The sequence below is a fragment of the Dietzia sp. NPDC055343 genome, from assembly GCF_053645265.1.
In genome coordinates this window covers 138,001-162,835 of the sequence record NZ_JBSHMJ010000004.1, presented here as the reverse complement: position 1 = coordinate 162,835, position 24,835 = coordinate 138,001, and the positions used below count along the sequence as shown (strand labels likewise).

The following is a 24,835-nucleotide window of genomic DNA, read 5'->3' as shown; positions in this document are numbered from 1 at the left end:
CTGCGGAGTCATCTCAGTGGTTCGAGAGTGAGTGAGTCGGTGCGGCGGTACACCGTGCCGTAGCGCGCGTCGATGCGCAGCCACGCCCCACGCTCGCTGACCCTGACCGGCTCGCCCTCCGGGGCGCGGCCACCCCGCTCGGGGACGAAGCCACACATGACCAGGGAGAACACGGTTCGCATATCGATGCCCAGAGGACTACTGCCGTCCGAGCGAACCGTGAGCGCCTCCTGGTCGAGCAGTGACGGCGGCAGCCCGGCGGGTCCGGCGTTCTCCTGCGCCACGGTGCGGCCGGATTCGGTGAGGTCCAGCAGCACCTGGGCGGGGACGTCCTCGACCAACTGGAACCCGTCCGTCGGAGGCAGCAGCCCCTGCCACGCGGACAGCAGCGGCAAACCGGGGTCGACCCGGCCTTCGCTGTCCCCACGGGGCAGGAGATCCAGCTCGGTGAGAAGGTGGTCCGCGCCGCACACCACGTCACCACCGGGGCAGTCCCCGGCGAGTACACGCACGACCAGCGGCCCGAACGGGGTGCGCGCCCACACCCGCATCCGTCCGTCACCGGCCGTGGTGAGCCGGACGACCGCCGCCTCGTCCAGCCTGAGCACCCGGCGCAGCAGGGTACGCAGGTCGTCGCGGTCGGCGGGCGCGGGAACACGGATCATGCCGTCTCGCGGACCGGCCTCCGTCACGAGGGGTCCTTGTGATGGAACCGCAGTAGGTGTTCGCGCTCGGCCGGGGTGAACCGCCGGGGCCGCTGGGTCTGCAGGTCGAACGCGGCGATCCTCGCCGTGCAGTCCACCGACGGGGGCTCGGAGTCGGGTGTGTGACGTCCGCGCACCTCATGGCGTGCCACGAACAGCGCTCCCCCGACCTTCTCGCACCACATGCGCACGCGGATCGGGCCATCGGCGTGCTTGATCTGCCCGCGGTACTTCACCGCGAGATCGGTCATCACCGCTCCCGCGGCGAGAGTCGACGTGGGGGTGCCCTCCTCGAAGAGCCACGGAATGCGCGCTTCTTCGATGAGCGTGATCATCCGTGCGTGGTTGACATGGTGATAAAGATCCTGGTCCGACCACCGGACGGGCATCGCTGCGGTGTAGACCATGCGGCCGGGCTCGCCCGAGACGCCCAGCGGTCCGCCGGTGTCGAAGACGAGCTGTTCGCTCATCCGGCCGACTCCTTCTCGGTGATCGCGGCCCGCTGCCGGGCCGCTTCGAGCACGTTGCGCACCGTGGCCGGGATCTCGACGGACGACGACGAGGCGACGTCGTAGGCGACCATCACCACGTGCAACGTGCAGCACACGTCGCCCGCGGCATCCAGGATCGTCTGCCGGATCTGGTACGAGGAGGTCCCGACGTGCACGACCTCGATCTCCACGTCAACCGTGGCGGAGTCCCGGAGCACCGGGCGAAGATGGTCGATCTCGGTCCGGCGCACCACCTGGGCGAGGTTGCCCAGGCCGAACGGGCTGAAGCGGCTGCGCGAGAACAGGATCCGCGCCTCCTGCGCGTACTCGATGTACTTGACGTTGTTGACGTGACCGAACTGGTCGAAGTCAGCCCACCGCACCTGCAGGGTGCAGCGGAAGACTCCGTTGTCGGTCGCCTCGTCGCCGGTACTCATACCCGCCCCCTAGCCTGCCCCGAGGAGCGCACGACGCTCCTCGGGGGTGATCTCCATTGTCGTGACCTCGTCAGCGGCCGCGACCACGAGAACCGTGTCGACGATCGCGCACGGCTCGGGCCCCGTGTCCTCCGAGCCGATAGCGGTCCGCATGGTGAACGAGGTCCGTCCCACCCGCAGGACCTGGACGTCCACCCACACCTCCGGGACGCCCATCCCGATGACGCGCCGGAAGTCGATCTCCATCCACCGGGCCAACGCGATCGGCACGCGCGAGCCGGGGACGTCGAATTTCTCGCGGAACCACATGAGCCTGGCGTCCTGCGAGAACTCCTGGAAACGCACGTTGTTCACGTGCATCCCCACAAAATCCGAGATACGCAACGGGATCCGGACCCGGTGCACAGGACCCGACGTCCCGTCCGGGGCGTCGGCCGTGTTCGTTCCGTCCGCGTCGGCCGCGATGGGGGCACTCATCGCGCTCAGTCCCGTGTGAGCTTGCGGTGGGTGACGCGGCTCGGGCGTGCGGCGTCCGCGCCGAGACGCTCGACCTTGTTCTTCTCGTAACCCTCGAAGTTGCCCTCGAACCAGTACCACTGGCCCTCTTCGACGTTGCCCTCCCACGCGAGGATGTGGGTACAGGTGCGGTCCAGGAACCATCGGTCGTGCGAGATCACGACGGCGCAGCCGGGGAAGTCCTCGAGCGCGTTCTCGAGGCTGCCGAGCGTCTCGGTGTCCAGGTCGTTAGTCGGCTCGTCCAGGAGGATCAGGTTGCCGCCGACCTTGAGGGTCAGCGCCAGGTTGAGGCGGTTCCGCTCACCACCGGACAGGACGCCGGACTTCTTCTGCTGGTCCGGGCCCTTGAATCCGAAGGCGCTCACGTACGCGCGCGACGGCATCTCGTTCTGGCCGACCTCGATGAAGTCGTTGCCCTCGGAGACGACCTCCCACACCGACTTCTCCGGGTCGATGTTGGCGCGGTTCTGGTCGACGTAGCTGAGCTTGACCGTGTCGCCGATGCGCACGGTGCCGGCGTCCGGCTCCTCGAGGCCCACGATGGTCTTGAACAGCGTGGTCTTACCGACGCCGTTCGGGCCGATGACGCCGACGATGCCGTTGCGCGGCAACGTGAAGGTCAGGTCCTTGATCAGGACGCGGTCGTCGAAGCCCTTCTTCAGGTCGTTGACCTCGACCACGACGTTGCCCAGGCGCGGCGGCGTGGGGATCTGGATCTCCTCGAAGTCCAGCTTCCTGTGCTTCTCCGCCTCCGCGGCCATCTCCTCGTACTTGGCCAGACGGGCCTTGGACTTGGTCTGCCGGGCCTTGGCGCCGGAGCGAACCCACTCGAGCTCGGCCTTGAGGCGCTTCTGCAGCTTTTGGTCCTTCTTGCCCTGGACCTCCAGACGCTCGGCCTTCTTCTCCAGGTAGGTGGAGTAGTTGCCCTCGTAGGGGTGCAGCTTGCCGCGGTCGACCTCACAGATCCACTGCGCGACGTGGTCGAGGAAGTAGCGGTCGTGTGTGACGGCCATGACGGCGCCCGGGTAGGCGGCCAGGTGCTGCTCCAGCCAGAGCACGGACTCGGCGTCCAGGTGGTTGGTGGGCTCGTCGAGCAGCAGCAGGTCGGGCTTGCTCAGCAGCAACTTGCACAGCGCCACGCGGCGCATCTCGCCACCGGAGAGGTTGGTGACCGGCGAGTCCCCGGGCGGGCAGCGAAGGGCGTCCATGGCCTGCTCGATCTGCGAGTCGACCTCCCAGGCGTCGACGGCGTCCAGGTACTCCTGGAGCTGGCCCATCTCCTCCATGAGCTCGTCGGTGTAGTTGGTCGCCATCTCCTCGGCGACCTCGTTGTACCGGCGCAGCTTGACCATCGTCTCGCCGAGCCCGTCCTCGACGTTCTCCTTGACGGTCTTGGACTCGTCGAGAACCGGCTCCTGCATGAGGATGCCGACGGTGGCCTCCGGGTCGAGGAACGCCTCGCCGTTGGACGGCTGGTCGAGCCCCGCCATGATCTTGAGGATGGAGGACTTACCGGCGCCGTTCGGCCCCACGACGCCGATCTTCGCACCGGGATAGAAGGCCATCGTGACGTCGTCGAGGATCACCTTGTCCCCGTGCGCCTTGCGGACCTTCTTCATGGTGTAAATAAACTCGGCCATTCTACCCTCTCACCTGCGAAAACAGTTCTCATCGCCGCGGGTGGGCCGCGGGCACGACCCCCATATTACGTGGCTGCCCGCGGCCCGGCTCGCACAGCGGAGTCAGGCGGGTGTGGCCGCTGCCAGCTCGTCCATCTCGGACCGCTCCTCCGAGAGGTCCGGGGCGGCAGCGTCCAGCCCGCGCAGACCCAGCGCGTCCGTGTCTCCGGACGACTCTCCGTCCGCGTCGTCGCCCGACACCGATCCTAGCGACATCGCATCCGCCCCGGTTTCGCCATCCTCCTGAGGACCGCCGGGCCCGGGCTCGACCGGACCGAACCGGAATCGTCGGGCCGAGACGTCCATGCGCGACATGTCCGGCCCGATCGCGCTGACCCGCATCTCCAGGTCCCGCTGCACACGCCCCTCGCGCTCGTACTCGTTGGTCAGCAGCCGCCCGTGGACGAGCACCGCGTCCCCCTTGAACAGCCGCCCCGCGGTGCGTTGCGCGAGCTTGCCCCAGCAGTTCGCGGAGAAGTACAGCGTGCCGCCGGTCTTCCACTCCCCCGAGCTACGGTCCTGGTAGCGGGTGTTGCTGGCGACGCGGAATGTGAACACCTCGTCGTCGCCCACGCGCCGGGTGACGGGATCGGTGATGATGGTGCCGCGGACGGTCGTCTGGGTCTCGTTCATGGGGACTCTCCTGTGTCGTCGGGACCGACCGGGCGCCGGCCACCTGACCGCAACAGTGCACGACGTCGTCGTCGTCACCCCTTGCCCTCACCGCTCGTGGTGACGTCCCTGTGGACAGGGACGACGGGTGTGGAAGAACGGACCCCGACGACGACGAGGTGCGCGTCCTCAGTGCCGGCGGTCCGCCTTGGCCATCTGCGCGAGCATCTCGTTATAGGCCTTGAGCTCGGCGTCATCGTCGCGCTCGGCCTGTCGCTCCGAGCGCCGCGCCTCGCGCATATCGCTCTGGTACCACTGCCAGGCGAGCGCGATCATGACGATGAACAGGGGTATCTCCCCCATCGCCCAGGCCACGCCGCCGCCGACCCGTTGACTCTGCAGAAGGTCGGGAATCCAGGGCAGCCCGATGCCGGAGTACCAGCCCTCTCCCAGGACCGTCGGGTAGTTCATGAGCAGGATGCCGAAGAAGGCGTGGAACGGCAGCGAGGACAGCAGGACCATCATCATGTACATCGACGTGAACTGCCGCGGCGCCGCGTCGACCCCGATGATCACCCAGTAGAACAGGTAGCCACTGATCAGGAAGTGCACGTTCATGAACATGTGGCCCAGATGCTCGGAGGCCAGCGTCTCGTAGAACCCGCCGAAGTAGATGAGGTAGAAGCCGGCCACGAACTGGATCGACGCCACGATCGGGTGGGTGAGGAAGCGCGAGATGGGGTTGTTGATGAACTCGACGATCCACTCGCGCGGACCCGGCGGATTGCCGCGACCGGCTGCCGGGAGCGCACGAAGCGCCAGGGTCAGCGGACCACCGAGGGCGAGCAGGACCGGCACCAACATCGAGATGAGCATGTGGCCCACCATGTGGCTGGCGAAGTCGGCCATCATGAACATCCCCAGGCCGGAGCTGGTGGTGATGAACAACGTCACGCAGCCCGCCACCCAGAAGAACGTCCGGCCCGCGGGCCACGAGTCCCCGCGCCGACGCAGGTGGATCACGCCCCACAGGTACAGGCCGAGTAGCACCACGGACACCAGGCCAAGGACGAGGTCGAAGCGCCAGAGGCCGAAGACCGTCTCGAACGAGAACGGTCCCGGAAGCTCGAAGCCGAGCAGCGCCTCCTGGCGGGTGGGCACGTACAACGGCGCGGGCGGTGGGGTGCGACCCAACGACACCGACAGGCCGATGGTCCCCGCCATCACGGCGGATTCGACCAGGACGATCCGCAGCAGCGTGCCGCGGTCGACCGGCGCATTGGCGTTCGTCGACTCGATCTTGGCGATGATGCGGCGCCGGATCGCGAGCCCGAACAGGGCCAACAGGCACAACAACAGCGCCTTGGCCACCACCAACAGGCCGTAGGTGGAGGAGAACAGGTCGGCCGGGTGCAGGCGGACCATCGCGTTGATCACACCGGTGAACGCCAGGGCGGCGATCGCCACGGTCGCGACCACCGAGTACCGGCGCAGGGCCAACGCCACCCGGGTGCCGCCGCGCATGGTGTGGATGATCACCGCGACGAGACCGCCGACGTAGAACGTGGCGCTGAACAGGTGGATGATCAGCGAGTTGGTGGCGATGTCGTGGGCCGTGCTGCCGGAGGCGTGGCCCGTGGCCGCCACGGGCAGCAGAGACAGCACCGTGACGGCCAGCCAGATCGTCGACCAGCGCCAACTCAACGTGAGTCGCTGGCCGATGGCGGCGACCACGGCGATCACCGCGGCCCAGCGCCACGAGGACGCGACGTCGATCTGATTGATCGCCACCAGCCACTGGTCCGGCGGCAGGGACTGGACGAAGGTCCGACCAGAGACATCGGACAGGGTCAGCGGGATGAGAAGCGCCGCCGCGACCGCCCAGGCGATGTTCGCCCACGACGAGATGTGCTGCATGCGGTAGCCGTCGACGTCGAGCGTCTTGTCCTTCTGCGGCGGAGTGAAGAACGCCGCGAACAACGCGGTGCCCACCGCGACGGACGCGAGCAGCTCACCGATCGCGCGGATCGCCGGCAGCCCGGCGGTGGTCAGCACCCCCGGGTCGGGCACGCCGATCATCTCCAGCGCCACATCGGTGGACATGGCCGACAGCGGAATGACCACCGCCGCGGCGACGGCCGCGAGGAGCAGCACCAGCAGAACCGCACCGCGGGCTCCCAGCCGTCCGAGAATGGCGGGAGCGGACTTCGACGACGTCATGACCTCCATCGTAAGAAGCCCGATGCCTCGACGGCGATTCGCTCCTTCTCGGCGGTCCCCCTGCATCGGCTACCATTCTTCCGGCGACGCCTCCTGCAGGCGCCGCATGCCTCCGTAGCTCAGTGGATAGAGCATCCGGTTTCTACCCGGCTGGTCAGGGGTTCGAATCCTCTCGGGGGCGCGACTGCCGTCGCCATCGCTGTCGCCATCGCGAAGAGCGTTCAGCGCACATCGGTCGAGTGAGGAGTGCGCGGAACCCTCTTGTCGACGGAGCCTGCGGTCAGACCGACGCCTCCCGCAACCGCGCGAGCAGCGGGTCCGCCGCCTCGGCCAGGAACCGGTCCAGCGTCGAGTCACCGATCTGGATCAGCGCGATATCGGTGTACCCCGCCTCCCAGTACGGCCGCACCTTCTCCACGATCGCATCGAGATCCGGCCCGCAGGCCAGCTGGTCCGCAACGTCCTCGGGCCGCACGAACTTCGTCGCCGCGGCGAACCCGGCAGTCGTGGGCAGATCGGCGTTGGCCGCCCACCCGCCAGCGAACCACCGGAATTGGTCGTGCGCTCGCTCGACCGCCGCCTTCTCGGAGTCCGGATCCCAACTGATCGGGATCTGGGCAATCGCCCGTGCGCCGTCCCCGATCTTCGGCCGCTCCTCCATCGCGTTCCATCCCTCGATGTACGCGGCCTCGGGTTCGGTGGCGATGAGGTGATCGGCCAGCGGCGCCAACCGTTCGAGCGCCTTCTCCCCGCCCGCGGCTACCCCGATCGGCACACGCTTCTCGGGCAGGTCCCACAGGCGGGCCGAATCGACGCGGTAGTGCTCGCCCGAGTAGGTGACGAGACCGCCGTCGAACAGTTCGCGGATGATCTCCAACGCCTCGACGGTCATCTCGTGCCGCTCATCCAGCGCAGGCCACCCCTGACCCACCACATGTTCGTTGAGGTTCTCGCCGGAGCCGATCCCGAGCATGAACCGTCCGTCGGCGAGGATCTGCACGGTCGCGGCCTTCTGCGCCACCACGGCCGGGTGGTACCGCAGAATCGGGCACGTCACGTAGGTGCACAGGTCCACGCGCTCGGTCACGTGCGCGACTGCCCCGAGCACGCTCCAGACGTACGGAGCGTGTCCTTGCGAGGACAGCCACGGGAAGTAGTGGTCGGACGCCACCTCGAAATCGAATCCCGCCTGTTCGGCGGCCGCGGCATAGCGCACGAGCTCCTTTGGGCCGGACTGTTCGGTCATGAGGGTGTAGCCGAAACGTGTCATGTCCCGAGCGTGCGCGCGCCGCCGGTCCCCTGCCACCGGTCGGCACTGATCCAGCTCGGATGCCGCTCGCGGCAACGTCGCCGCCGAACCAGTCCTCCACCGGTTGCCAGCGGCCCCGCACGGAGGCACGGTCGTGACATGTCAGAGTCAGCGCCCACCGGGTCCCGGGGCGCGGGTCGCCGCGCTCTCCTCCTTGATGTCGACGGCACCCTGGTCGACTCCACGTACGTGCACGTGTCTACGTGGCACCGTGCCCTCGACGAGGCGGGCGCAACGGTCCCCCACGTCGAGGTTCATCGTCGGATCGGCAAGGACGGTGGAACCCTGGTCGCGGAGCTGCTCAAGGCGGCGGGGGTCGACGACGACGAGGAACGCGACCGCATAGCGAGCCGGGCCAAGGATCTGCACAGCCGGTATTACGCCGAGGCCGCTGAATCGTTGCGCCTGCTTCCGGGGGCCCGCGATCTCGTGCGCGCGGCCAGTGAGCGCGGATGGATCACTGTGCTCGCCACATCCGCTCCGCCGTCGGAGTTCCGCGAGGCACGCGCACTGCTGGACGTGGACGAGTTCGTGGACGCCGTGACCACGGGCGAGGACGTGGACCAGGCCAAACCGGATCCGACCATCGTGGCGATCGCATTGGAGCGCTCGGGTGTCGACGCCTCAGATGCTGTCATGGTCGGCGACGCCACCTGGGACGCGATCGCCGCCACCAAGCTCGGCATCCGCTCGATCGCGGTGCGCACCGGCGGGATCGGCGACGACGAACTCCGCGCCGCTGGCTTCTCCGACATCGTCGACGACGCCGCCGCTGTCTTCGCCCGCCTCGACGACCTCGACTGACATTCGCTGGCCCTGGCAGCGGCAGGCCAGACGAGGCGGCGCACTGTCAGGCCGACGGCGTCGAGGGGTCCTCGGCCCAGTGCTCCGAGGTCTCGACACTGGTCGGGGTACGTACCGGTAGCAGCAGGAGCAACCCCACCAGCAGCACGAGCGCGATCCCGGCGATACCCGCCCGGTCGGCGCTGAACGCCCAGGTGAACAGCCCGAACAGGGCCGGCGCGAGGAACGAGACCGCGCGCCCGGTGGTGGCGTAGAGCCCGAACATCTGACCGTCACTTTCGGGCGGGACCAGGCGCGCGAGGAACGAGCGCGACGCCGACTGCGCCGGCCCCACGAACAGACACATGAGCAGACCGAAGATCCAGAACATGGCGGTGCCGTCGACGAACGACAGCACGGTCATGGTCACCAGCATCGCCACCAGCGAGCCGACGATCACGGCCTTGGGCCCGACCCGGTCGTCGAGGTAACCGGCCGCCACCGCCCCGAGCGCCGCCACCACGTTCGCCGCCACTCCGAAGATCAGCACGTCTCCAGGCGCCAGCCCGTACACGGTCACCGCGAGGATCGCACCGAAGGTGAACACCCCCGCGAGCCCGTCCCGGAAGATCGCGCTGGCGATGAGGAACTTCACCGTCCGCGGATCGCGCGCCCACAGCGCCTTCAGATCGGCCCAGAGGATGCGATACGACTCGAGGAAGCCGGAGTTGGCGTCGTTGTCGTCGTCGTTCCTCTCCTTCGGCCGGTTCTCGGGCACAGTCAACAGCACCGGCAGCGCGAACACCGCGAACCACACGGCGGCGACCAGGCACACCATCCGCACGTTGAGGCCGCCGTCGACCGGGATACCGAGCAGGCCACGCTCGTCGCCCTCGCCGGAGATGAAACCGAGGAACGCGGCGAGCAGGAGGAAGATGCCGCCGAAGTAGCCCATCGCCCAGCCGAAGCCGGACACCCGACCGACAGTTGTCGGCGTGGACACCTGCCGCAGCATGGCGAAGTATGAGACCTCGGCGAACTCGAAGGTGATGGATCCGACCGCCAGGAGCACCAGTCCCAACCAGAACCACGGATGGGGCGAGCCCGAGTCGACGAGGAACATCAGCGCGGTAAGCGCGATCGTCAGGTACGTCCACAGGGCCAACGACCGGCGCCGACGCCCGCCGCGGTCGGCACGCTGCCCCATCACCGGCGCGGTGAGCGCGATGACCAGGCCCGCCATTGCGATCGCGATCGACAGCCACGTCGCGGCCGAGAACGGCTCCGCCAGGTCCTTTCCGACCGAATCGGTGAGGTAGACCGAGAACACGAAGGTGACGATCACCGCGTTGAACGCGGCCGAACCCCAGTCCCACATCGCCCAGGCGAAGACCTGACCGCGGGTCGCTGCGTGGGGGCGAGTCGACGACGACGAGGCAGCGGCGGAGTGCGCGTTCACCGGCGACGAACCTGCGGGCTTCGATTGATTCACAGGGGCCACGCTATCCGGCGGGACGGGGCTTTGGCGGTACGCTCGGGCACTGCCCCGCACATTCCTGAGAACCGAGGACGCACCATGTCGCTGCCCCTGCCCACCGCGTCGAACCGTGCCGTCGTGACCGGCGCCTCCTCCGGCATCGGCATGGCACTGGCCACCGAACTCGCCCGCCGCGGGCATTCGCTCATCGTGGTGGCGCGGCGCGGCGAGGTGCTCGAGGAGCTCAAGACCCGGCTCGAGACCGAGTTCACCGTGTCCGTCGAGGTGCGCTCCTGCGATCTCGCGGACCCCGCCGCGCGGCAGCCGCTGCTCGACGAGCTGGCCGGGCGCGAGATCTCGATCCTGTGCAACAACGCCGGCATCGCCACCTTCGGGCCCATCGCCTCACTCGACCCGCAGTACGAGAAGCACCAGGTTCAGGTCAACGCCGTGGCCTGCCACGACCTCGTGCTGGCGGTGCTGCCGGGGATGGTCGCGCGGCATTCCGGCGCCATCCTCAACGTCGGCTCGGCCGCGGGTAACATGCCCGTCCCCAACAACGCCACCTACGCGGCCAGCAAGGCGTTCCTCAACACCTTCTCCGAATCGCTGCGCGGCGAACTCAAGGGCTCCGGCGTCAACGTCACGCTGCTGGCGCCCGGCCCGGTGCGCACCGAGGAGATCGCCGAGGAGGACAAGACCTTCGTCGACCGCCTGGTTCCCGACCGTCTCTGGGTGGACACCGCCTACACGGCCCGGGTGTCGCTCGACGCCCTCGCGCGCAACAAGATGCGTGTCGTGCCGGGGCCGCTCGGGCAGGTCATGTCCGTGGCCGGCAACTACACCCCGCGCGGGATCATGGCGCCCGTCGTGGGTCGCTTCTACGCCAAGCTCGGCGAGGGCCAGGCCGAGGCCTGATCGGCCCTGGGGGCCCGATTCACCTGCCGGCCGACGATCGGCCTGTCCGATTGCGATTGACCTGCGGGGGCGCGCGGGCCGGTCGTCCTCGGACAGGCGAGCTGAGCGGAGACGCGGTCGTCGAGCTGTTGCACGACGAGGGACGTCCGTGGTCGGCGGATATAGTCGAATAATGCCAGAATCGACCTCTTCCCAGCCGTCAAGTCCGTCGTCCGCGTCCACGCCCCACCAGGAGTCCAAGAACGACCGGATCGTCTGGATCGACTGTGAGATGACCGGCCTGGACACCGGCTCCGACGCGCTGGTGGAGATCGCTGCGCTGGTCACCGATTCCGAGCTCAACATCCTGGGCGAGGGCGTGGACATCGTCATCCACGCCCCTGATACCAAGCTCGACGCGATGCTGCCCGTGGTCCGCGATATGCACGCCTCCTCCGGCCTGACCGAGGAGATCCGCGAATCCACCGTGACGCTGGCCGAGGCCGAGAAGGCGGTGCTGGACTACGTGCGCCAGTGGGTGCCCGTGGGCGGCTCCGCTCCCCTGGCCGGCAACTCGATCGCTACCGACCGCGGGTTCATCGCCCGGGACATGCCGGAGCTCAACAGCTACCTCCACTACCGGATGATCGACGTCAGCTCCATCAAGGAACTGTGCAAGCGCTGGTACCCGCGCATCTACTTCGGCCAGCCCGAGAAGGGCATGTCGCACCGCGCGCTGGCGGACATCAAGGAATCGATCCGTGAGTTGCAGTACTACCGCTCGACTGCGTTCGTGTCCCAGCCCGGCCCCACCACCGACGAGGTCAAGCAGGCGGCGGCCGGGCTGTCCCCGGTCGGCTGACGGCCCACCAGCCGATTTCCCGACTCGACCCCCCTCAGGGTAAGGTCGATGACGCTGTCCGCGAGGACGGCGATGGTGGCTGTAGTTCAGCTGGTAGAGCACCAGATTGTGATTCTGGATGTCGCGGGTTCGAGCCCCGTCAGCCACCCCACCCGGGTCAGGTGGGAACTTCAGGCCAAGGGTCCGCCCTTGGAGGAAGTTCCCACCTGACCCTTCTTTTTTTCCGCCGACACCCGAGTGCGGGCGCCGGCCTGAAATACGAGATCAGCCGCCCCGAATGAGGCGGCTGATCTCGTCAGTTGATACCAGTGCGGAATTCGATCACACGCTCATGAGCTTGGTGCCCTCCAGTGAGGAGTTCAGGTCGTCGTTGAACTTCCTCACCGCCAGGCGCAACACGAGTCCGATGAACAGGAACGGCACAGTGAACAGGAGCAACCAGCCGAGAGCCTTCCAATAATCGGCCTCGTAGATCCCGCCGATGGCCGCGCGAACCGCGTTCGTCGCATGCGACACCGGGACGAACGGACTGATGCCCTGGAACCACTGCGGCAGGACCGACAACGGATACGCTCCACCGCCAGCGGAGATCTGCACGACCAGAAGAAGGACGCCGATCGCCTTGCCCGCCTCACCGAACGTCAACACGAGCGTGTAGGTGATCAGCGAGAAGACGAACGACATCACCCAACCGGCCAGTATCAGCAGGAACGGATGGGCCGGTCGCACCCCGACGAAGCCGATGAGGCCCACGAACAGGATGGTGCTCTGCAGGAACGCGAGCCCACCGAAGATCGCGTAATGCCCGAAGTACTCCTGCCACGGCTTCAGCGGCCTCGCGAGCGACGGTAGCGCGTCACGATCGATCTCAGTGCGGATGAGCACCGCGAGCAGCAGCGCCCCCACCCAGAGTCCGAGCACCGTGTACAACGGCGCCATCTGCGAGCCGAAGTTATCGACCTTGAACACCGGGATCGTCTCGAGGCTCACCGGGGAGGCCAGCTCCGCGGCGAAGGCAGCCGGATTCGAACCGATGATCTTCTGAACCTCGCTCAGATCGCCGGTACTAGCGGCATCGCCGAGGGCGGTCTCGAGCTCGGCGAAGGTCTCCGCGGAGCCGCGGAGGTCGCTCGCTAGCAGACGCACCGCGGTCTCACCGTCCGCCAGTCCGGCACTCAACGAACCCGAGCCGTCGGCCAACGACTGTTCTGCCGCGCGCAGGTCCTGACCGATCCCGGCGAAATTATCCTGCACCGACGCCAGGTCTGCCGCCAGGCTCTCGAGCTTCGGGCGCAGGCTATTCGTGTACTGGTCACGTGCACCGAGGATCGCTGCCTGGGCCGCGTCCACGTCCTGCAGGATCGCATCTCGCGTCGCCCCGCGGTCGACCGTGCCCTGGACAGCGGGCGACGCAGCCGCGTCGAGTCGCTGCTTGAGGGCTTCCTGGCGCGCGATCACTCCATCGACCTGGTCCGCCAATAGGTTCACCGCGTCCCTGGTCACCGGGTCGAGGCCCGACGTCGCTGCCTGGTCGCGCAACTGACCGCGGAGCTGCGTGTACGCCGCGACCTGTTGATCCACCATTCCTGAGGCCTGCGAGAGACCGGCCCCGGACGGCGCAGTAGCGGCGTTGCCGAAGATCCGATTGATCTCGGCGCGGAGGGTCTCGTAGCTCTCGGCATTCATCGCGAACACCGTGGACAGTCGCTCCGACGCCTGCCTGAGCACGTCTTCTGCCGAACCCACGGCTCCCGCACCCTGGCCGATCGCACCGGCGGTGTCGCGCAGGGCGTCGGATGAGGACGAGGCGAGCGAGCCCGCACTCGACAGGAGTGCCTCACCGGACGAGAGCAATCCCGCGAAGACCTCTGCGGTGTCCGCTCCCGAGTTCATTTGCACCGAGATCCGACCGACCGCCGACTCGAGACTTGTGATGGTCTCCTGCGCATCGGAGTCCTCGAGATGAGTGGCCAGGGACGACACCAGCGCAAGTCCGACCTCGTCGAGGGTCTGCGTGAAGCTGGTGTTGATCTGGGTCGAGACGTCCGAGGCTGCCTCACCTGTGATCAGCGAGTTGAGTGCGTTCTTCTTCTCGTTCACGTAGAGGTCGATCTCCACCGGCGTGGCTCTCGGCGAGAGGAAGGTCATCATCTTCTGGCTGAAGTCCTTCGGCAGCACGATCGCTGCGTAGTACTCCTCTGACTTGGTGCCCTCGATGGCGTCGTCCTCGGAGACGAACTGCCAGTCGATGTCGCTGTTGGCCCGGAGCTGCGACACCACCTGCTCGCCGACGTTCATCCGCATCGGGAACAGACTGCTCTCGAACCCCTCATCCGCACTGGCCACCGCGACCTTGAGGTTGTCCACATTGTCGAACGGCTTCCAGCTGGAGAGCACGTTGAACCACGCGAAAAAGGAGGGGATCAGGATGACGCCGACCAGCACCACCGCGGAGACGACGTTACGAGTGGCCTGCCTGTAGTCATGACGGATCAGAGTAACGATGTTGCTCACGCGTTCTGCCCCTGCTTCTCGATCTGATCGAGCCGGGCACCCGGCCGGATCGCCAGTTCCTCCTGCGCCAACGCCCGCTTCAGCGCGTCGTCGGGAAGGTTGCTGACCTCTGTGCCGTAGAGGACGCTCTGATTGATGTACTCGACCGCCACGATCGTGGCCATCACCAGCAGGCAGAGCAGGCCCCACAGACCGAGGACGGTGGCCTTCGCGTCCGGGAAGCTGGCCCCGATCACGAAGAGCGCCACGGTTCCGATCACTCCGACGACCAGTGCGCCGCGCTGCACGACCTTGTGATTCATATCCAACCAGCGTCGGCGTCGGGCGTTTTCCGCCCGGAACCGCTCCCGGTCGGTCAGGGCACGCACCAGCTGTGTGAGGCGGCGCCGCGAACCCAGAATCTGCACATCCTCGCTGAGGAACAGGCCGGTGTCGGCCAACTTGCTGTTGAAGAGGCGGGCGAAGTTACCGAGACGTCGACGTAGGAAGATGCCGAGTGCGAATGCCAGCGCGGCGAAGAGAGCGAGAACCGCCATATACCGGAGATAGTTCAGGCCGTAGAAACCGCCGATGGTCTCGCGCATCGCGTCGATGCCGTAGGTGAAGGGAAAGAACGGGAACAACGACCGGAAGAAGTCCGGCATCATCTGGATCGGGTAGATACCGGAGGCTCCGGGAATCTGCATGATCACCAGCAACACGGCGATGCCCTTGCCGATATAGCCGAACGACACCGACAGGGCGTAGATGATCGACATGTAGGCGAGGCCGATGAAGACACACGTCGCCACGTAGACCACCGGGTTGACCGTCTGGACACCGATCACCACGTTGCCGATGCTTACCAGCAGCGCCTGGATGACGTTCATCACCGCGAACAGCAACCATCGGCCGACGTACGCCTGTCTCACCGTCAACCCGTCGACGTCCTCGGTGTCGACCTCCAACCTGAACAACACCATCAGCACGAACCCGGCGATCCACAACGACAGGTTGGTGAACAGCGGCGCCATGGACGAGCCGTACGCCGGGACCGGGAACAGATCGTTCTCGTGAACCGTCACCGGCCCCGTCATGAACGCCGCGATCGAATCGGGATCGAGTGAGGTCAGCGTGCTCAACTGATCCCAGATCTCCGCAGCGGTGATCGCGCTCAGGTCGGTCTGCAGGGTGACCAGGTCCGACTGCACGTCCTCGAGATTGCCGTCCAGCGAGGACAGGGCCGTCCCGGTCTCACCGAGTAGCGATTCGAGTTCGGTCAGCATGCCCACGGCCTCGCCCACGAGCACCCGCTGCGAATCGAGGGCCGTGGAGAAGGCGCCGACACTGGCGGACAGCGACGCCATGGACTGGTTGAGGCCCGGGAAAGTGCCGGCCATCATGCTCTGCAAGGCGGCGGACGACCTCTCGACCGCATTCATCGCCTCCGACGCCGCAGCCGTCTGGTCGGACACCGTCGACGCGGTGGACTGCGCGGCTCCGAGCGTGCCCAGGAGCTCCCGGTCGCGGACCGTCTGTGCCTCGAGCTCGCCGATCGCCTGCTCCATCTGGGCCTTGAGGGGCACCCCGGCGGGGACTGCCGCCGCGAGCGGCCGCAGCGCACCGAGCAGCGCCTGGTTGGCGTCGATCACGGCCTGCACATCACGCTGCGCCGTGGCGAGCGCCGACCGGGCGGCCTCCGCACCACCGGAGACCTGCCCGACGCTCTCACGCAGACGAGAGGTGGCACCGGTGATATTCGTCGCGCCGGAGACATAGGCGTCTGTCAACGTCCCGGAGAAGTCGACCAGGTCCTGCTGCACCTCGTGGACGAGGTCCTGCGCCTCGGTGGCCGCATCTGTCACATCACCGATCGTGGCGTCGACCCGCTCGAGGGCCCTCCTGGCATCGGCGACGGCCTCAGTACCTGGTCCGATCGCACCGTCCAGCTCGGTCATACTCATACGAGCCGCCTGGACCGTGGCGAGAGCCTGGTCCAGCGCCGTCAGCGTCTCGCTGCGGGAATCGATCAGCCAATCCCCCGCATCGACCCCCGCCTGCTCGGCCTTCTGCGCGAGGGTCTTCGCGACCGTGCCGATGAAGTTCGAGTTGATCTGGGTATCCAGTGTCGACGCGCCGACCTCGGTCAGCTTGGGGGCGATCGCGTTCGCCTTCTCGTTGGTGTAGTACTCGAGCTCCGGTCGCACGAAGCCCCCGGTCGTGATGGTCAGCAGGTCACGGCTGAACTCCGGCGGCATGACGATAGCGGCATAACTCGACCCGGACCGGACCGCCTCCATCGCCTCGTCGTGATCCATGAACTGCCACCCGAGCTGGTCGTTCGTCTTGAGTTGATCGACCACCTGCTCGCCGACGTTCACCTCACCGGTGAGGTCCGTACTCGCCCCCTCGTCCTGATTGACGATGGCGACCTTGATGTGATCAGCATTTCCATAGGGATCCCAGAACGCCACGATGTTGACCCAGGCGTACAGGGAAGGCAACACGAGCAGCCCGATGATGATGGCCCACGACTTCGGTGCCCGGCGGATCCTCCTGAGGTCACGACCCAGCACCGTGAAGGCGTTGCGCATACACATTCTCCCGCTTTGCTCGAGGGGGCATCCACGCGGATCGCACCGTGGATAGACGGCCAGGCGACATGCCGATCCCCGGGGACCGGAAGGCGATCCGCACGGTCCTCGCCTCACCCACAGGGATGAAACCTTGCTTAGCCTACTCGGTCGTTACGAAACCGTTTCCGCAACGGTGCGTCAACCCCCTGAAATCTCCGCGGCGGGACGTGGCGGGGCACGGTGCGACGGCAACGGGATGCCGTGGGCGACACGTCGACTACACGTGCAGGACAAGCGGTTACCACCTGTTGCTAGACTCCTCCGCCCAGCCCACGAGCCCGTTCAGCGAAACGGTAGCTCCATCGTCCAGCACCGCGCTGCCGTTCCAGGTGCCGAAGGCCTGCCGCGTCTTCACCGCCAGGACGCCCAGCTCGGTGATGTCGCGGCGGAGATGGAACGGCGTCAGCGAAGCGTCCAGGCGCTCGCCCCGCACCCGCCAACGCGACGTAGGCGAATCCGCCTCGTACGTCCATTCGAGATCGTCACCGAGCTTGTGCATCCGGCCGTCCACGAGGATCCCGTTCTCGGTCGACCCGGTACCGTCTGTCCATTTCCCGCCGACCTGGATCGCGCGGACCGAGTCGCCCACCACGCCGCTGCCCGCACCCCAATTCCACACATTCGAGTACGGCCAGCGACCACGCCCCCGGTCGAGGACCGCCCAACCCTCCCCCAGATAGTGGTGTCGGCCGTCGATCGTCACGCTGCCGCCGACCGGGTTGGCCAGATCCTTGAGCGTGTACTGGAAGCGCTTCTCGCCCCAGGGCACCACCACACCGAGGCTGTCGTGGGGTGGTCGACGGACCGCCAGATCCACCTGCAGCCCCTTCGCCCGCACGCGGATCGTGGTGGCGGTGTCGGCGGCGTTGTCGTCGTCGACGATCGTGATCGCCACTCGCGTCGACCCGAGACCCGCCGCGAAGTGGATGGTGCCGTCGCCCGGCTGGTCGCCGAAGGCCGGGGCCCCGAACGGCTGGATTCCACTGCGGACCGTCTCCACGCCTGTGCTGCGGTCCAGGACGTACACGGCGCAGTTCGCGAGGTAGTCCAACCCGGCGACGGTAAGTCCCACGACGAAGCGGTCGGTGACGATGCCCCAGTACTCCCACCGTTTGGTGCGGCCCCACCCGGAGATAGCGGTGCGGAACACCGGAGAACGGGACCAGCCCACGGCCGCCGGGTTGAGACGGCGGCCGTGGGCCAGGTCTGTGATGCTGGTGATCTCGCGCTCGACGGTCATGCGAGCACTCTCGCACGCCGGCTGACATCCGTCAGCTGGAGCGCGTCAGGCGACACCCTGGTCTGCGTTGCCGGCCTTCCAGGTCTCCCACGGGACGTTCCAGTCGCCCAGGCCATCCCAACCGGGGAGCGTGCCACCGACGGTCCCGGACACCTCGAAGATGTCACCACGCTTGGCGTTGTCGTAGAACCACTTCGCATCGGCGGTGGTGACATTGAGGCAGCCGTGACTGGTGTTCTGGGATCCCTGCGCCCACACCGACCACGGCGCGGCATGGATGAAGATGCCGCTGTAGGACATCCGCGTCGCGTACTGCACCGGGGTGCGGTAACCATCCGCCGAATCGACGGACACGCCATAGGTCGAGGAGTCCATGATCATCGACGCGTGCTTCTCGCCGATCACGTACGTGCCGTTGGGGGTCGGCGTCCCGGCCTTACCCATCGAGGTGGGCATGGTCTTGATGACCTCGCCGTTACGCTCGATCACGATCTGCTTGGTCGAATCGTCGACCTTGGAGATCACGGCGTCCCCGATCTCGAAGGTCGCCTGGTTGTTCTGCTGGCCGTACATGCCGCCGCCGAGGTCCTCGCCGTAGATGTCGACATCCACCTCGACCTCGGTGCCGGGCGCCCAGTAGTTCTGCGGACGCCACCGCACTTCCTGATTGGACACCCAGTAGAACGCGCCCTCCACCTCGGGGGTGGTGGTGATGTGGATGTTGTCCTGCGCGGCCTGCCGGTCGCTGATCGGCTCGTCGAACATCACCGCGACCGGCTGACCGATCCCCACGACCGAGCCCTCGCCCACCGTGAGGTACGCCGCGGTCATGATGTTCGGCGTCAGCGTGCTGAACGTGACGTTGTTCCGGGTGACTAGACCTTCCTCGTCCAACGCGGTGGACTCGACCGTGTACTGCCGGCCGTACCCCAGGTCCTCCGTGGACCGCCATTCGGTCAGCTCGGCGTTGAACTCACCCTGGACCTGGACGCCCTCCGGATTGCGAACGACGACCGAATCCAGCCGACCGTTCTCCGCCGTCAGGACGAGTGGCTCGGCCGGATTGGCGTCGCGCGCGCCGTCCGCGACCGAGAGGTCGATCACCGCAGCCGGCCCCGCGGGGGCCTCGGCGGCCTGCTCTCCACCTGAACCCGACCCACCGTCCCCGATGGTGCAGCCGGTGAGCACGAGCGCCCCGGTGAACACAGCGGCCAGCGCGAGACGAGCCCGGGACCGGTTTCCGGTCGATCGTCGCCCCGTCCGATCCGATGTGCGCAGGTTCACTGATGGCCCCTTCCGAATATCGCCTCCCCCCAACCGCGGCCACGGTCGAGCGGATGTCCTCCGCCATTATGCCTGGGAGAATGCTTGTATTCCATATCGAAACGGTAAAGGGTGGCCTGTCAACTACCTGGGGGACCCTCGCACTGACCAGGCGATTTCGTGATTCGACGGACGCCCTGTTACTGTTTCTCTCGCACCAGGCAAGCAAGGCAAGCGCCATTAGCTCAATTGGCAGAGCAGCTGACTCTTAATCAGCGGGTTCGGGGTTCGAGTCCCTGATGGCGCACAATCAAGACCCCCGGTCTGCAGCAATGCGGGCCGGGGGTCTTCTCGTTCGGTCGGGACAGCACGTCCGGGCTGTCCCCTCCGCGACAGCTGGCAGAGGCAATCATCGGTGTCGGCGATCCGGCCCCCTCTCCGGCCTGCCCTCATAAGGTGGAGCAAACGTACAGAAGGGCCCGTCGTGACCGCTCCCACCATCCCCGCGAATCGCGCTCCTGCGGACTGGATCCGCGCCGTCCTCCGAGTCGCGCCAGCGCAGTTCCCGGTCGGCCACAGTCTCCGTGCCGGACTGGCCGTGGGGTTGCCGTTCGTGGTGGGTGCGTTACTCGGCCAGACGCTCAACGGCATGTGGGTGGGACTGGCCACGCTTCTCCTCGCGGCGGGCGAGCGCGAGGGCAGCTACCGTCTCAACTTCTCGATCATCGCTGTCTCCACACCCATTGCGGCCTGCGGTTATCTCTTGGGGTTCGCGCAGAACCTCCCCCTACCCGCACTCGTCCTGATCGCCGCTGTCGTCGCCTGCGCCGCCGGGGCGATCGCCGGCCTCGGGCCCGCGTTCTCGGTTGCCGGCATGCAGTTTCTCCTCGTCGCCGCCATCGCCCTCGGTGTCCCCCACGTGGACTGGTGGGCAGCGATGTGGCTGTACTTCGTCGGAGGTGTCTTCTACGCGCTACTGCTGGCGATCGAGATGCTCGTCAACCCGCGTCGTCCGCAGCGGATCGTCCTGGTCTCGCTACTCGGCGCGCTCTCCGACCTCGCGGCCGCTCGCGCGGCAGACCTGGTCGACGGCGGCGACCGCACCGTCGCGGCGCGCCGACAGGCGACGTCGGCGTATCAGAACGCGGTCGGCCGGGCCTCGGAGCTCGCCGCCCGGCCGTCGTGGTCTACGCGGGTGTGGGTGATGGACGGTGAGGTACTGTCCGCCGCCGACCGCGTCCAGGCCTTCCTGGTGGCAGCGTCCGATATGGCAGCGGTAGAGGCTGCCCGAGCCCGGCTCTCCGCCCTGGCCTCCGAAGTGGCGGCCACGGCGCGTTCACACCGACGACGCCTCCCGCCGACGGCGGTTCGACGGTGGACCTACTCGGCGGGCACATCGATGAGCTGGACAGACTGCTGCATTCCGGTGGGTCGGCGAAGATCCCCCACGAGCCACTGCTGACGATGACGCTCAGTCACGAGGTGATGATGGCCGCGTGCCGACTGTCGCTGTGTTACGCGATCGCGGTGGCCGCCAAGATGTACTTCCCGTTCAGCCACTGGTTCTGGGTTCCGCTGACCGTCTGCCTGGTGATGAAACCCGACTTCGGTTCGGTGTTCTCCCGAGCCGTGCTGCGCGTCCTGGGGACGGCCGTCGGAGCGGCCTTCGCGACCGTGGTGCTCCTCGTGGTGCCCAAGGGGTGGGCGATCGGACTCGTGATCGGGCTGCTGTCGGCGTGCGTTCCGTATCTCATGATGCGGTCCTACGCCCTACAGGCCGTCGCGATAGCCCCGGCGGTCATCCTGCTGGTCGACGTCATCCAGCCCGGGGACGCCTCGGCCAACTTCAGTATCCAGCGTATCGGCGCCACCATCGTGGGTGGCGCGATAGTCCTGGTCTTCGGCTACCTCATCTGGCCACACAGCCGACGGGTCTGGATCTCCGAGACCTTCGCCACGGCTATGAACCGGATCGCCGACCATCTCCAGCTGGCGGCGAGCCCGATCCCGGACAGCCCTGCCGATGCGGCACGACGACACGACGATCTGGTGGGGGCACGTCGGGCCGCCTACAGCGCCTTGTCCGACCTGCAGTTCCGGCTCCGGCGGGCACTTGCCGAGCCGGGAGTGGGTGGCCGTACCGCGGCGGCCTGGATTCCAGCGGTCTCAGCCGCCGATCGACTCGCCGACCTCGTGACCGCCTATGCCGGTCAACGCCGTGAGGGCGCGATCCCCGCCGATCCGATCTCGGGCACCGAGATGGCCTGGGAGATCTCCGAGGCCGGCGGTGCCCCCGACCGGCCCCCGGCGGAGATCAACTCCTCCGAGACCGATGGTCCCCTCACGGGAATCTCCGGGGAATTGGCCCACCTGACATCACTTGTGGAGCCGGTGGAAGCCGATCGTTGAGGCCAGGTCAGCCCCGGCGGGCCGCCAGATACGCCTCGATACGCTGACGCTCCTTGCGCTTGTTGGCCATGGAGAAGGCGATCCCGCCGACAACCAGCGCTGCGACGCCCCCGATGGCCGCGAGCACGCGCGGGTCCTTGAGGACTGCGGTGGCGCGATCCTTGCCTTCGGCTGCGAGATTCTTGGGGTTTACCCGGTCGGCGAGCTCGTCCAAGGTCGTGGCGAGATCGTCCCGGGCCTTGGCGATATCGCCCTCGATGCTGTCGTAACTCCTGGACACGAGACCTCCGTCGATCGCACGACCGCGGGCCACCCCGCGGGTTTCTGACCCCGCCCACGCTACTGCACCCGCGAAGGATCCGCGCCGATGCGCCGACGCATCGGATAGGTTGGTGGGGTCCGAAGTCCAGACTCGACACCAGGAGCACCGGTGAGTACACCACGGCTCGAGGTGGGCCAGACGGCCCCCGCTTTCACCCTCCCGGACGCCGACGGGACGCCCATCGCGCTCGCCGATCTGATCGCGGAGCACGGCAAGGTACTGGTGTACGTGTACCCGGCGGCGATGACGCCCGGATGCACCACGGAAACCGTGGACTTCGAGAACGCCCTCCAACAGCTCAAGGACGCCGGCATCGGCGTCGTGGGCATCTCTCCCGACATGCCGGAGAAGCTGGCGCGCTTCCGCGACAAGCACGGGATCACCTTCCCGCTGCTGTCGGACCCGGACAAGACGGTGCTCACCGAATGGGGCGCGTTCGGTGAGAAGAAGAACTACGGCAAGGTCGTGATGGGCGTGATCCGCTCGACATTCGTCGTCGATGCGGACGGCACACTGTCGATGGCCCGGTACAACGTCCGCGCCAAGGGCCATGTCGCCATGGTCGCCAAGCTGCTGGGCGTGGAGCTACCCGAGTCCGCGTCCGCCGGGGGCTGAGACCGCGGATGACATTCGAGCCGACCGAGGACTCTCTGAGCTCGACTATAGGTTCAGAGGACGAGTCCGCCCAGAGCGAACCCAACATCCTGGTTCCCCGCCGCCGCCCCATCCAGGAGCGGAGCAGGCGGAAGTTCCAGGCGCTGCTGGCCTCTGCCCGCGAGGTCCTCGTCGAAGTGGGTTTCGACTCGTTCACCTGTGAGGAGGTCGCCTCTCGCGCCGGTGTCCCGATCGGCACGCTCTACCAGTTCTTCGCCAACAAATACGTGCTGGTGTGCGAGCTGGACCGTCAGGATGCGCACGGGGTGATCGAGGAGATCGAGCGGTTCGCGCAGAAGATCCCCGCCCTGGACTGGCCCGAGCTGCTCAATGATTTCCTGGATCACCTGGCCGACATGTGGCTGCGTGACCCGTCCCGCCGCGCCGTGTGGCTGGCGACTCAGGCCACCCCGGCGACCCGGGCCACCGCTGCGGTCAACGAGCGCGAGATCGCCCGCATGATCGCCAGCGTCCTGGCCCCGCTCATGCCGGCGACCGACCGGGAGCGCCGCGCATTCATGGCCGAGGTCCTGGTCCACGCCTCCTATTCGATGCTCAACTTCTCCGTCAGCGCCGGCCACGGCACCAGCGCGGGCGCGGAGGACGGCGAGACCCTCCATGACGCCACGGTCAGGGAGCTCAAGCGGATGCTCACTGCCTACCTGTGGCTGGCGGAGAAAGAGGCACAGTCCGGCTGAGCAAGCCCGGTCGGATCGCCACACTCACGCAGCGGCCGCGGTCAGCACATCCCGAATCCGCTGGATCAACGTCCACGGCCGCTCGAGATCAGTCCACCGTCAATGGACGAGCCGGTATCCGAGAGCCATCAGACGGGCGTCACGATCCTTCTCGACATCGAGCCTGCAACGCGCCTCCGCGGCATCGGCGCCGTCGAGATACTTGACGAGCCCATCGCATTCACCGATGACGTCGAACTCCCGCCACAGGAAGTCGACCCGGCCGATGAAGCGGCCCTCCCCGTCGACGATGTCGACCTGGGTCTCGGGTTCCGGAAGTCCGTGGATCATGGCGGCGGACCGATGGCTGATGGACGAACTACGCGCGGCCCGGCCGCACCAGAAACCGATCTGCCCTTCAGTCAGACGACCTTCAGCTAGATCGGCCCCGCTCCTCGTTACGCCCTCCAATTCGAGGTGCCGATTCCGATCCGCCCTCCAAACCGAGGGGCACGAGGCGATCCACCCCTCCGATTGGCTCGCACCACCGATCAGCACGTCACTTTGCGTCGCACTCCCGGGGGGCCGGGGCCCAGGGCCATCGGAAGCGCCGATCGATCGCACGCGTGCACTGTTACCGCGCGGCGGGAGCCTCGAGCACGACGAACGCCACGGCCGTATCGCCGTCGTGGCTGAGCGAGACGTTCCAGCGCGCGTCCTCCCCCACCGTCGCGGCGACCTGACGGGCCACCTCCCCGCTGAGCCGGACGGCGGGCCGGCCCCACGCGTCACAGACCGTCTCGATCTCCGACCATCGCAGCAGATCCGGTGCGATGGGCGGAGGCGAACCGTACAACGCCGCCGACCATGCCTTGACGACCGCCTCTTTGACGGCCCACCGGCCCGCGAGATGACGGGCCAGCGGGTTCTCCCCCGCCGTGCCCGTGTCGGCCCCGCGGGCAGCGGCCCGGTCGCTGCACTGCCGGCGTTCGGTGGCCGAGAAGGCCTCGGCGAACCGCGTGCCTGGCTCTGCCAGAGACGCGGCGAAGGCGCCGAGGTCGACAGTGTCGACCCCGACGCCCCGAACGCCCCCGCTCACGCCTCAGCGCTCCCGAGTACGTTCAACCGCTCGAACTTCTCGACCACACGGCCCG

Annotated in this window: 23 protein-coding genes and 3 tRNA genes; 10 read left to right on the top strand and 16 right to left on the bottom strand. The window is 67.3% G+C overall.

What is annotated here, in order from left to right; genetic code table 11:
• Positions 1–8: 8 nt before the first annotated feature.
• The 7 genes from ACWIE7_RS03545 to ACWIE7_RS03515 all read right to left on the bottom strand — a co-directional run bounded on the left by ACWIE7_RS03545 (position 9) and on the right by ACWIE7_RS03515 (position 6,659).
• A complete protein-coding gene (locus ACWIE7_RS03545; protein WP_454058207.1) occupies positions 9–692 on the bottom strand; it encodes a hypothetical protein in 684 nt (227 codons plus the stop codon).
• A complete protein-coding gene (locus ACWIE7_RS03540; RefSeq protein ID WP_452099340.1) occupies positions 689–1,174 on the bottom strand; it encodes an acyl-CoA thioesterase in 486 nt (161 codons plus the stop codon). The genes ACWIE7_RS03545 and ACWIE7_RS03540 overlap by 4 nt, the downstream gene beginning before the upstream one ends.
• Positions 1,171–1,632, bottom strand: a complete 462-nt coding sequence (locus ACWIE7_RS03535; protein ID WP_452099339.1) for an acyl-CoA thioesterase — start codon at positions 1,630–1,632, stop codon at positions 1,171–1,173. The genes ACWIE7_RS03540 and ACWIE7_RS03535 overlap by 4 nt, the downstream gene beginning before the upstream one ends.
• 9 nt (positions 1,633–1,641) lie before the next feature.
• Positions 1,642–2,109: an acyl-CoA thioesterase gene (locus ACWIE7_RS03530; RefSeq protein WP_454058208.1), complete on the bottom strand. Its 468-nt coding sequence runs from the start codon at positions 2,107–2,109 to the stop codon at positions 1,642–1,644.
• 5 nt (positions 2,110–2,114) lie between these two features.
• A complete protein-coding gene (ettA, locus tag ACWIE7_RS03525) occupies positions 2,115–3,788 on the bottom strand; it encodes an energy-dependent translational throttle protein EttA (protein ID WP_452099337.1) in 1,674 nt (557 codons plus the stop codon).
• A 102-nt stretch (positions 3,789–3,890) separates the two neighbouring features.
• Entirely contained in the window at positions 3,891–4,460 is a 570-nt protein-coding gene (locus ACWIE7_RS03520; RefSeq protein WP_452099335.1) for a single-stranded DNA-binding protein, read from the bottom strand.
• Between the two features lie 168 nt (positions 4,461–4,628).
• Positions 4,629–6,659, bottom strand: coding sequence for a cytochrome c oxidase assembly protein (locus ACWIE7_RS03515; RefSeq protein WP_454068597.1), 2,031 nt, complete (start codon positions 6,657–6,659; stop codon positions 4,629–4,631).
• 108 nt (positions 6,660–6,767) lie between these two features.
• Between ACWIE7_RS03515 and ACWIE7_RS03510 the strand changes: the two genes are divergently transcribed.
• Positions 6,768–6,840, top strand: a tRNA-Arg gene (locus ACWIE7_RS03510).
• Between the two features lie 99 nt (positions 6,841–6,939).
• Here the strand turns inward: ACWIE7_RS03510 and ACWIE7_RS03505 are convergent.
• Complete coding sequence (locus ACWIE7_RS03505; RefSeq protein ID WP_454058211.1) at positions 6,940–7,929, bottom strand: TIGR03557 family F420-dependent LLM class oxidoreductase; 990 nt, start codon at positions 7,927–7,929, stop codon at positions 6,940–6,942.
• 138 nt (positions 7,930–8,067) lie between these two features.
• Between ACWIE7_RS03505 and ACWIE7_RS03500 the strand changes: the two genes are divergently transcribed.
• Entirely contained in the window at positions 8,068–8,772 is a 705-nt protein-coding gene (locus ACWIE7_RS03500) for an HAD family hydrolase (RefSeq protein WP_454068596.1), read from the top strand.
• Between the two features lie 46 nt (positions 8,773–8,818).
• On the opposite strand, the gene ACWIE7_RS03495 is transcribed toward ACWIE7_RS03500, so the two are convergent.
• Positions 8,819–10,129, bottom strand: a complete 1,311-nt coding sequence (locus ACWIE7_RS03495) for an MFS transporter (protein WP_454068607.1) — start codon at positions 10,127–10,129, stop codon at positions 8,819–8,821.
• Between the two features lie 198 nt (positions 10,130–10,327).
• Between ACWIE7_RS03495 and cmrA the strand changes: the two genes are divergently transcribed.
• The 3 genes from cmrA (at position 10,328) to ACWIE7_RS03480 (ending at position 12,138) form a co-directional block, all read left to right on the top strand.
• The gene (cmrA, locus tag ACWIE7_RS03490; RefSeq protein WP_452099315.1) at positions 10,328–11,146 is read left to right on the top strand and encodes a mycolate reductase; all 819 of its coding nucleotides are present in this window, start codon (positions 10,328–10,330) and stop codon (positions 11,144–11,146) included.
• A gap of 172 nt (positions 11,147–11,318) precedes the next feature.
• The gene (orn, locus tag ACWIE7_RS03485; RefSeq protein ID WP_452099314.1) at positions 11,319–11,987 is read left to right on the top strand and encodes an oligoribonuclease; all 669 of its coding nucleotides are present in this window, start codon (positions 11,319–11,321) and stop codon (positions 11,985–11,987) included.
• Positions 11,988–12,062: 75 nt separating this feature from the next.
• Positions 12,063–12,138, top strand: a tRNA-His gene (locus ACWIE7_RS03480).
• 170 nt (positions 12,139–12,308) lie between these two features.
• Here the strand turns inward: ACWIE7_RS03480 and ACWIE7_RS03475 are convergent.
• The 4 genes from ACWIE7_RS03475 to ACWIE7_RS03460 form a co-directional block, all read right to left on the bottom strand.
• Positions 12,309–14,501 (bottom strand): YhgE/Pip domain-containing protein, encoded by a 2,193-nt coding sequence (locus ACWIE7_RS03475; protein ID WP_454068595.1) that lies wholly within the window; start codon positions 14,499–14,501, stop codon positions 12,309–12,311.
• Positions 14,498–17,074, bottom strand: coding sequence for a YhgE/Pip family protein (locus ACWIE7_RS03470; protein WP_454068594.1), 2,577 nt, complete (start codon positions 17,072–17,074; stop codon positions 14,498–14,500). The genes ACWIE7_RS03475 and ACWIE7_RS03470 overlap by 4 nt, the downstream gene beginning before the upstream one ends.
• A 280-nt stretch (positions 17,075–17,354) precedes the next feature.
• Entirely contained in the window at positions 17,355–18,356 is a 1,002-nt protein-coding gene (locus tag ACWIE7_RS03465; RefSeq protein WP_454068593.1) for a DUF2804 domain-containing protein, read from the bottom strand.
• A gap of 45 nt (positions 18,357–18,401) precedes the next feature.
• Complete coding sequence (locus ACWIE7_RS03460) at positions 18,402–19,640, bottom strand: L,D-transpeptidase (RefSeq protein WP_452099310.1); 1,239 nt, start codon at positions 19,638–19,640, stop codon at positions 18,402–18,404.
• Positions 19,641–19,853: 213 nt separating this feature from the next.
• Between ACWIE7_RS03460 and ACWIE7_RS03455 the strand changes: the two genes are divergently transcribed.
• From ACWIE7_RS03455 to ACWIE7_RS03445, 3 genes are all read left to right on the top strand, one after another.
• Positions 19,854–19,926, top strand: a tRNA-Lys gene (locus ACWIE7_RS03455).
• A 177-nt stretch (positions 19,927–20,103) separates the two neighbouring features.
• Positions 20,104–21,081, top strand: a complete 978-nt coding sequence (locus tag ACWIE7_RS03450; protein ID WP_454068592.1) for an FUSC family membrane protein — start codon at positions 20,104–20,106, stop codon at positions 21,079–21,081.
• Positions 21,082–21,083: 2 nt separating this feature from the next.
• Complete coding sequence (locus tag ACWIE7_RS03445; protein ID WP_454068591.1) at positions 21,084–22,028, top strand: FUSC family protein; 945 nt, start codon at positions 21,084–21,086, stop codon at positions 22,026–22,028.
• A 7-nt stretch (positions 22,029–22,035) separates the two neighbouring features.
• On the opposite strand, the gene ACWIE7_RS03440 is transcribed toward ACWIE7_RS03445, so the two are convergent.
• Positions 22,036–22,308 (bottom strand): DUF3618 domain-containing protein, encoded by a 273-nt coding sequence (locus ACWIE7_RS03440; RefSeq protein ID WP_452099308.1) that lies wholly within the window; start codon positions 22,306–22,308, stop codon positions 22,036–22,038.
• A gap of 150 nt (positions 22,309–22,458) precedes the next feature.
• On the opposite strand from ACWIE7_RS03440, the gene ACWIE7_RS03435 reads away from it, so the two are divergent.
• Together ACWIE7_RS03435 and ACWIE7_RS03430 are read left to right on the top strand one after the other, a co-directional pair.
• Positions 22,459–22,965: a peroxiredoxin gene (locus tag ACWIE7_RS03435; protein ID WP_452099307.1), complete on the top strand. Its 507-nt coding sequence runs from the start codon at positions 22,459–22,461 to the stop codon at positions 22,963–22,965.
• Between the two features lie 8 nt (positions 22,966–22,973).
• The gene (locus ACWIE7_RS03430; protein WP_452099306.1) at positions 22,974–23,702 is read left to right on the top strand and encodes a TetR/AcrR family transcriptional regulator; all 729 of its coding nucleotides are present in this window, start codon (positions 22,974–22,976) and stop codon (positions 23,700–23,702) included.
• A gap of 99 nt (positions 23,703–23,801) precedes the next feature.
• On the opposite strand, the gene ACWIE7_RS03425 is transcribed toward ACWIE7_RS03430, so the two are convergent.
• Together ACWIE7_RS03425 and acpS are read right to left on the bottom strand one after the other, a co-directional pair.
• Positions 23,802–24,032, bottom strand: coding sequence for a hypothetical protein (locus tag ACWIE7_RS03425; RefSeq protein WP_454068590.1), 231 nt, complete (start codon positions 24,030–24,032; stop codon positions 23,802–23,804).
• Positions 24,033–24,315: 283 nt separating this feature from the next.
• Positions 24,316–24,780, bottom strand: coding sequence for a holo-ACP synthase AcpS (acpS, locus tag ACWIE7_RS03420; protein WP_454068589.1), 465 nt, complete (start codon positions 24,778–24,780; stop codon positions 24,316–24,318).
• Positions 24,781–24,835 lie beyond the last annotated feature (55 nt).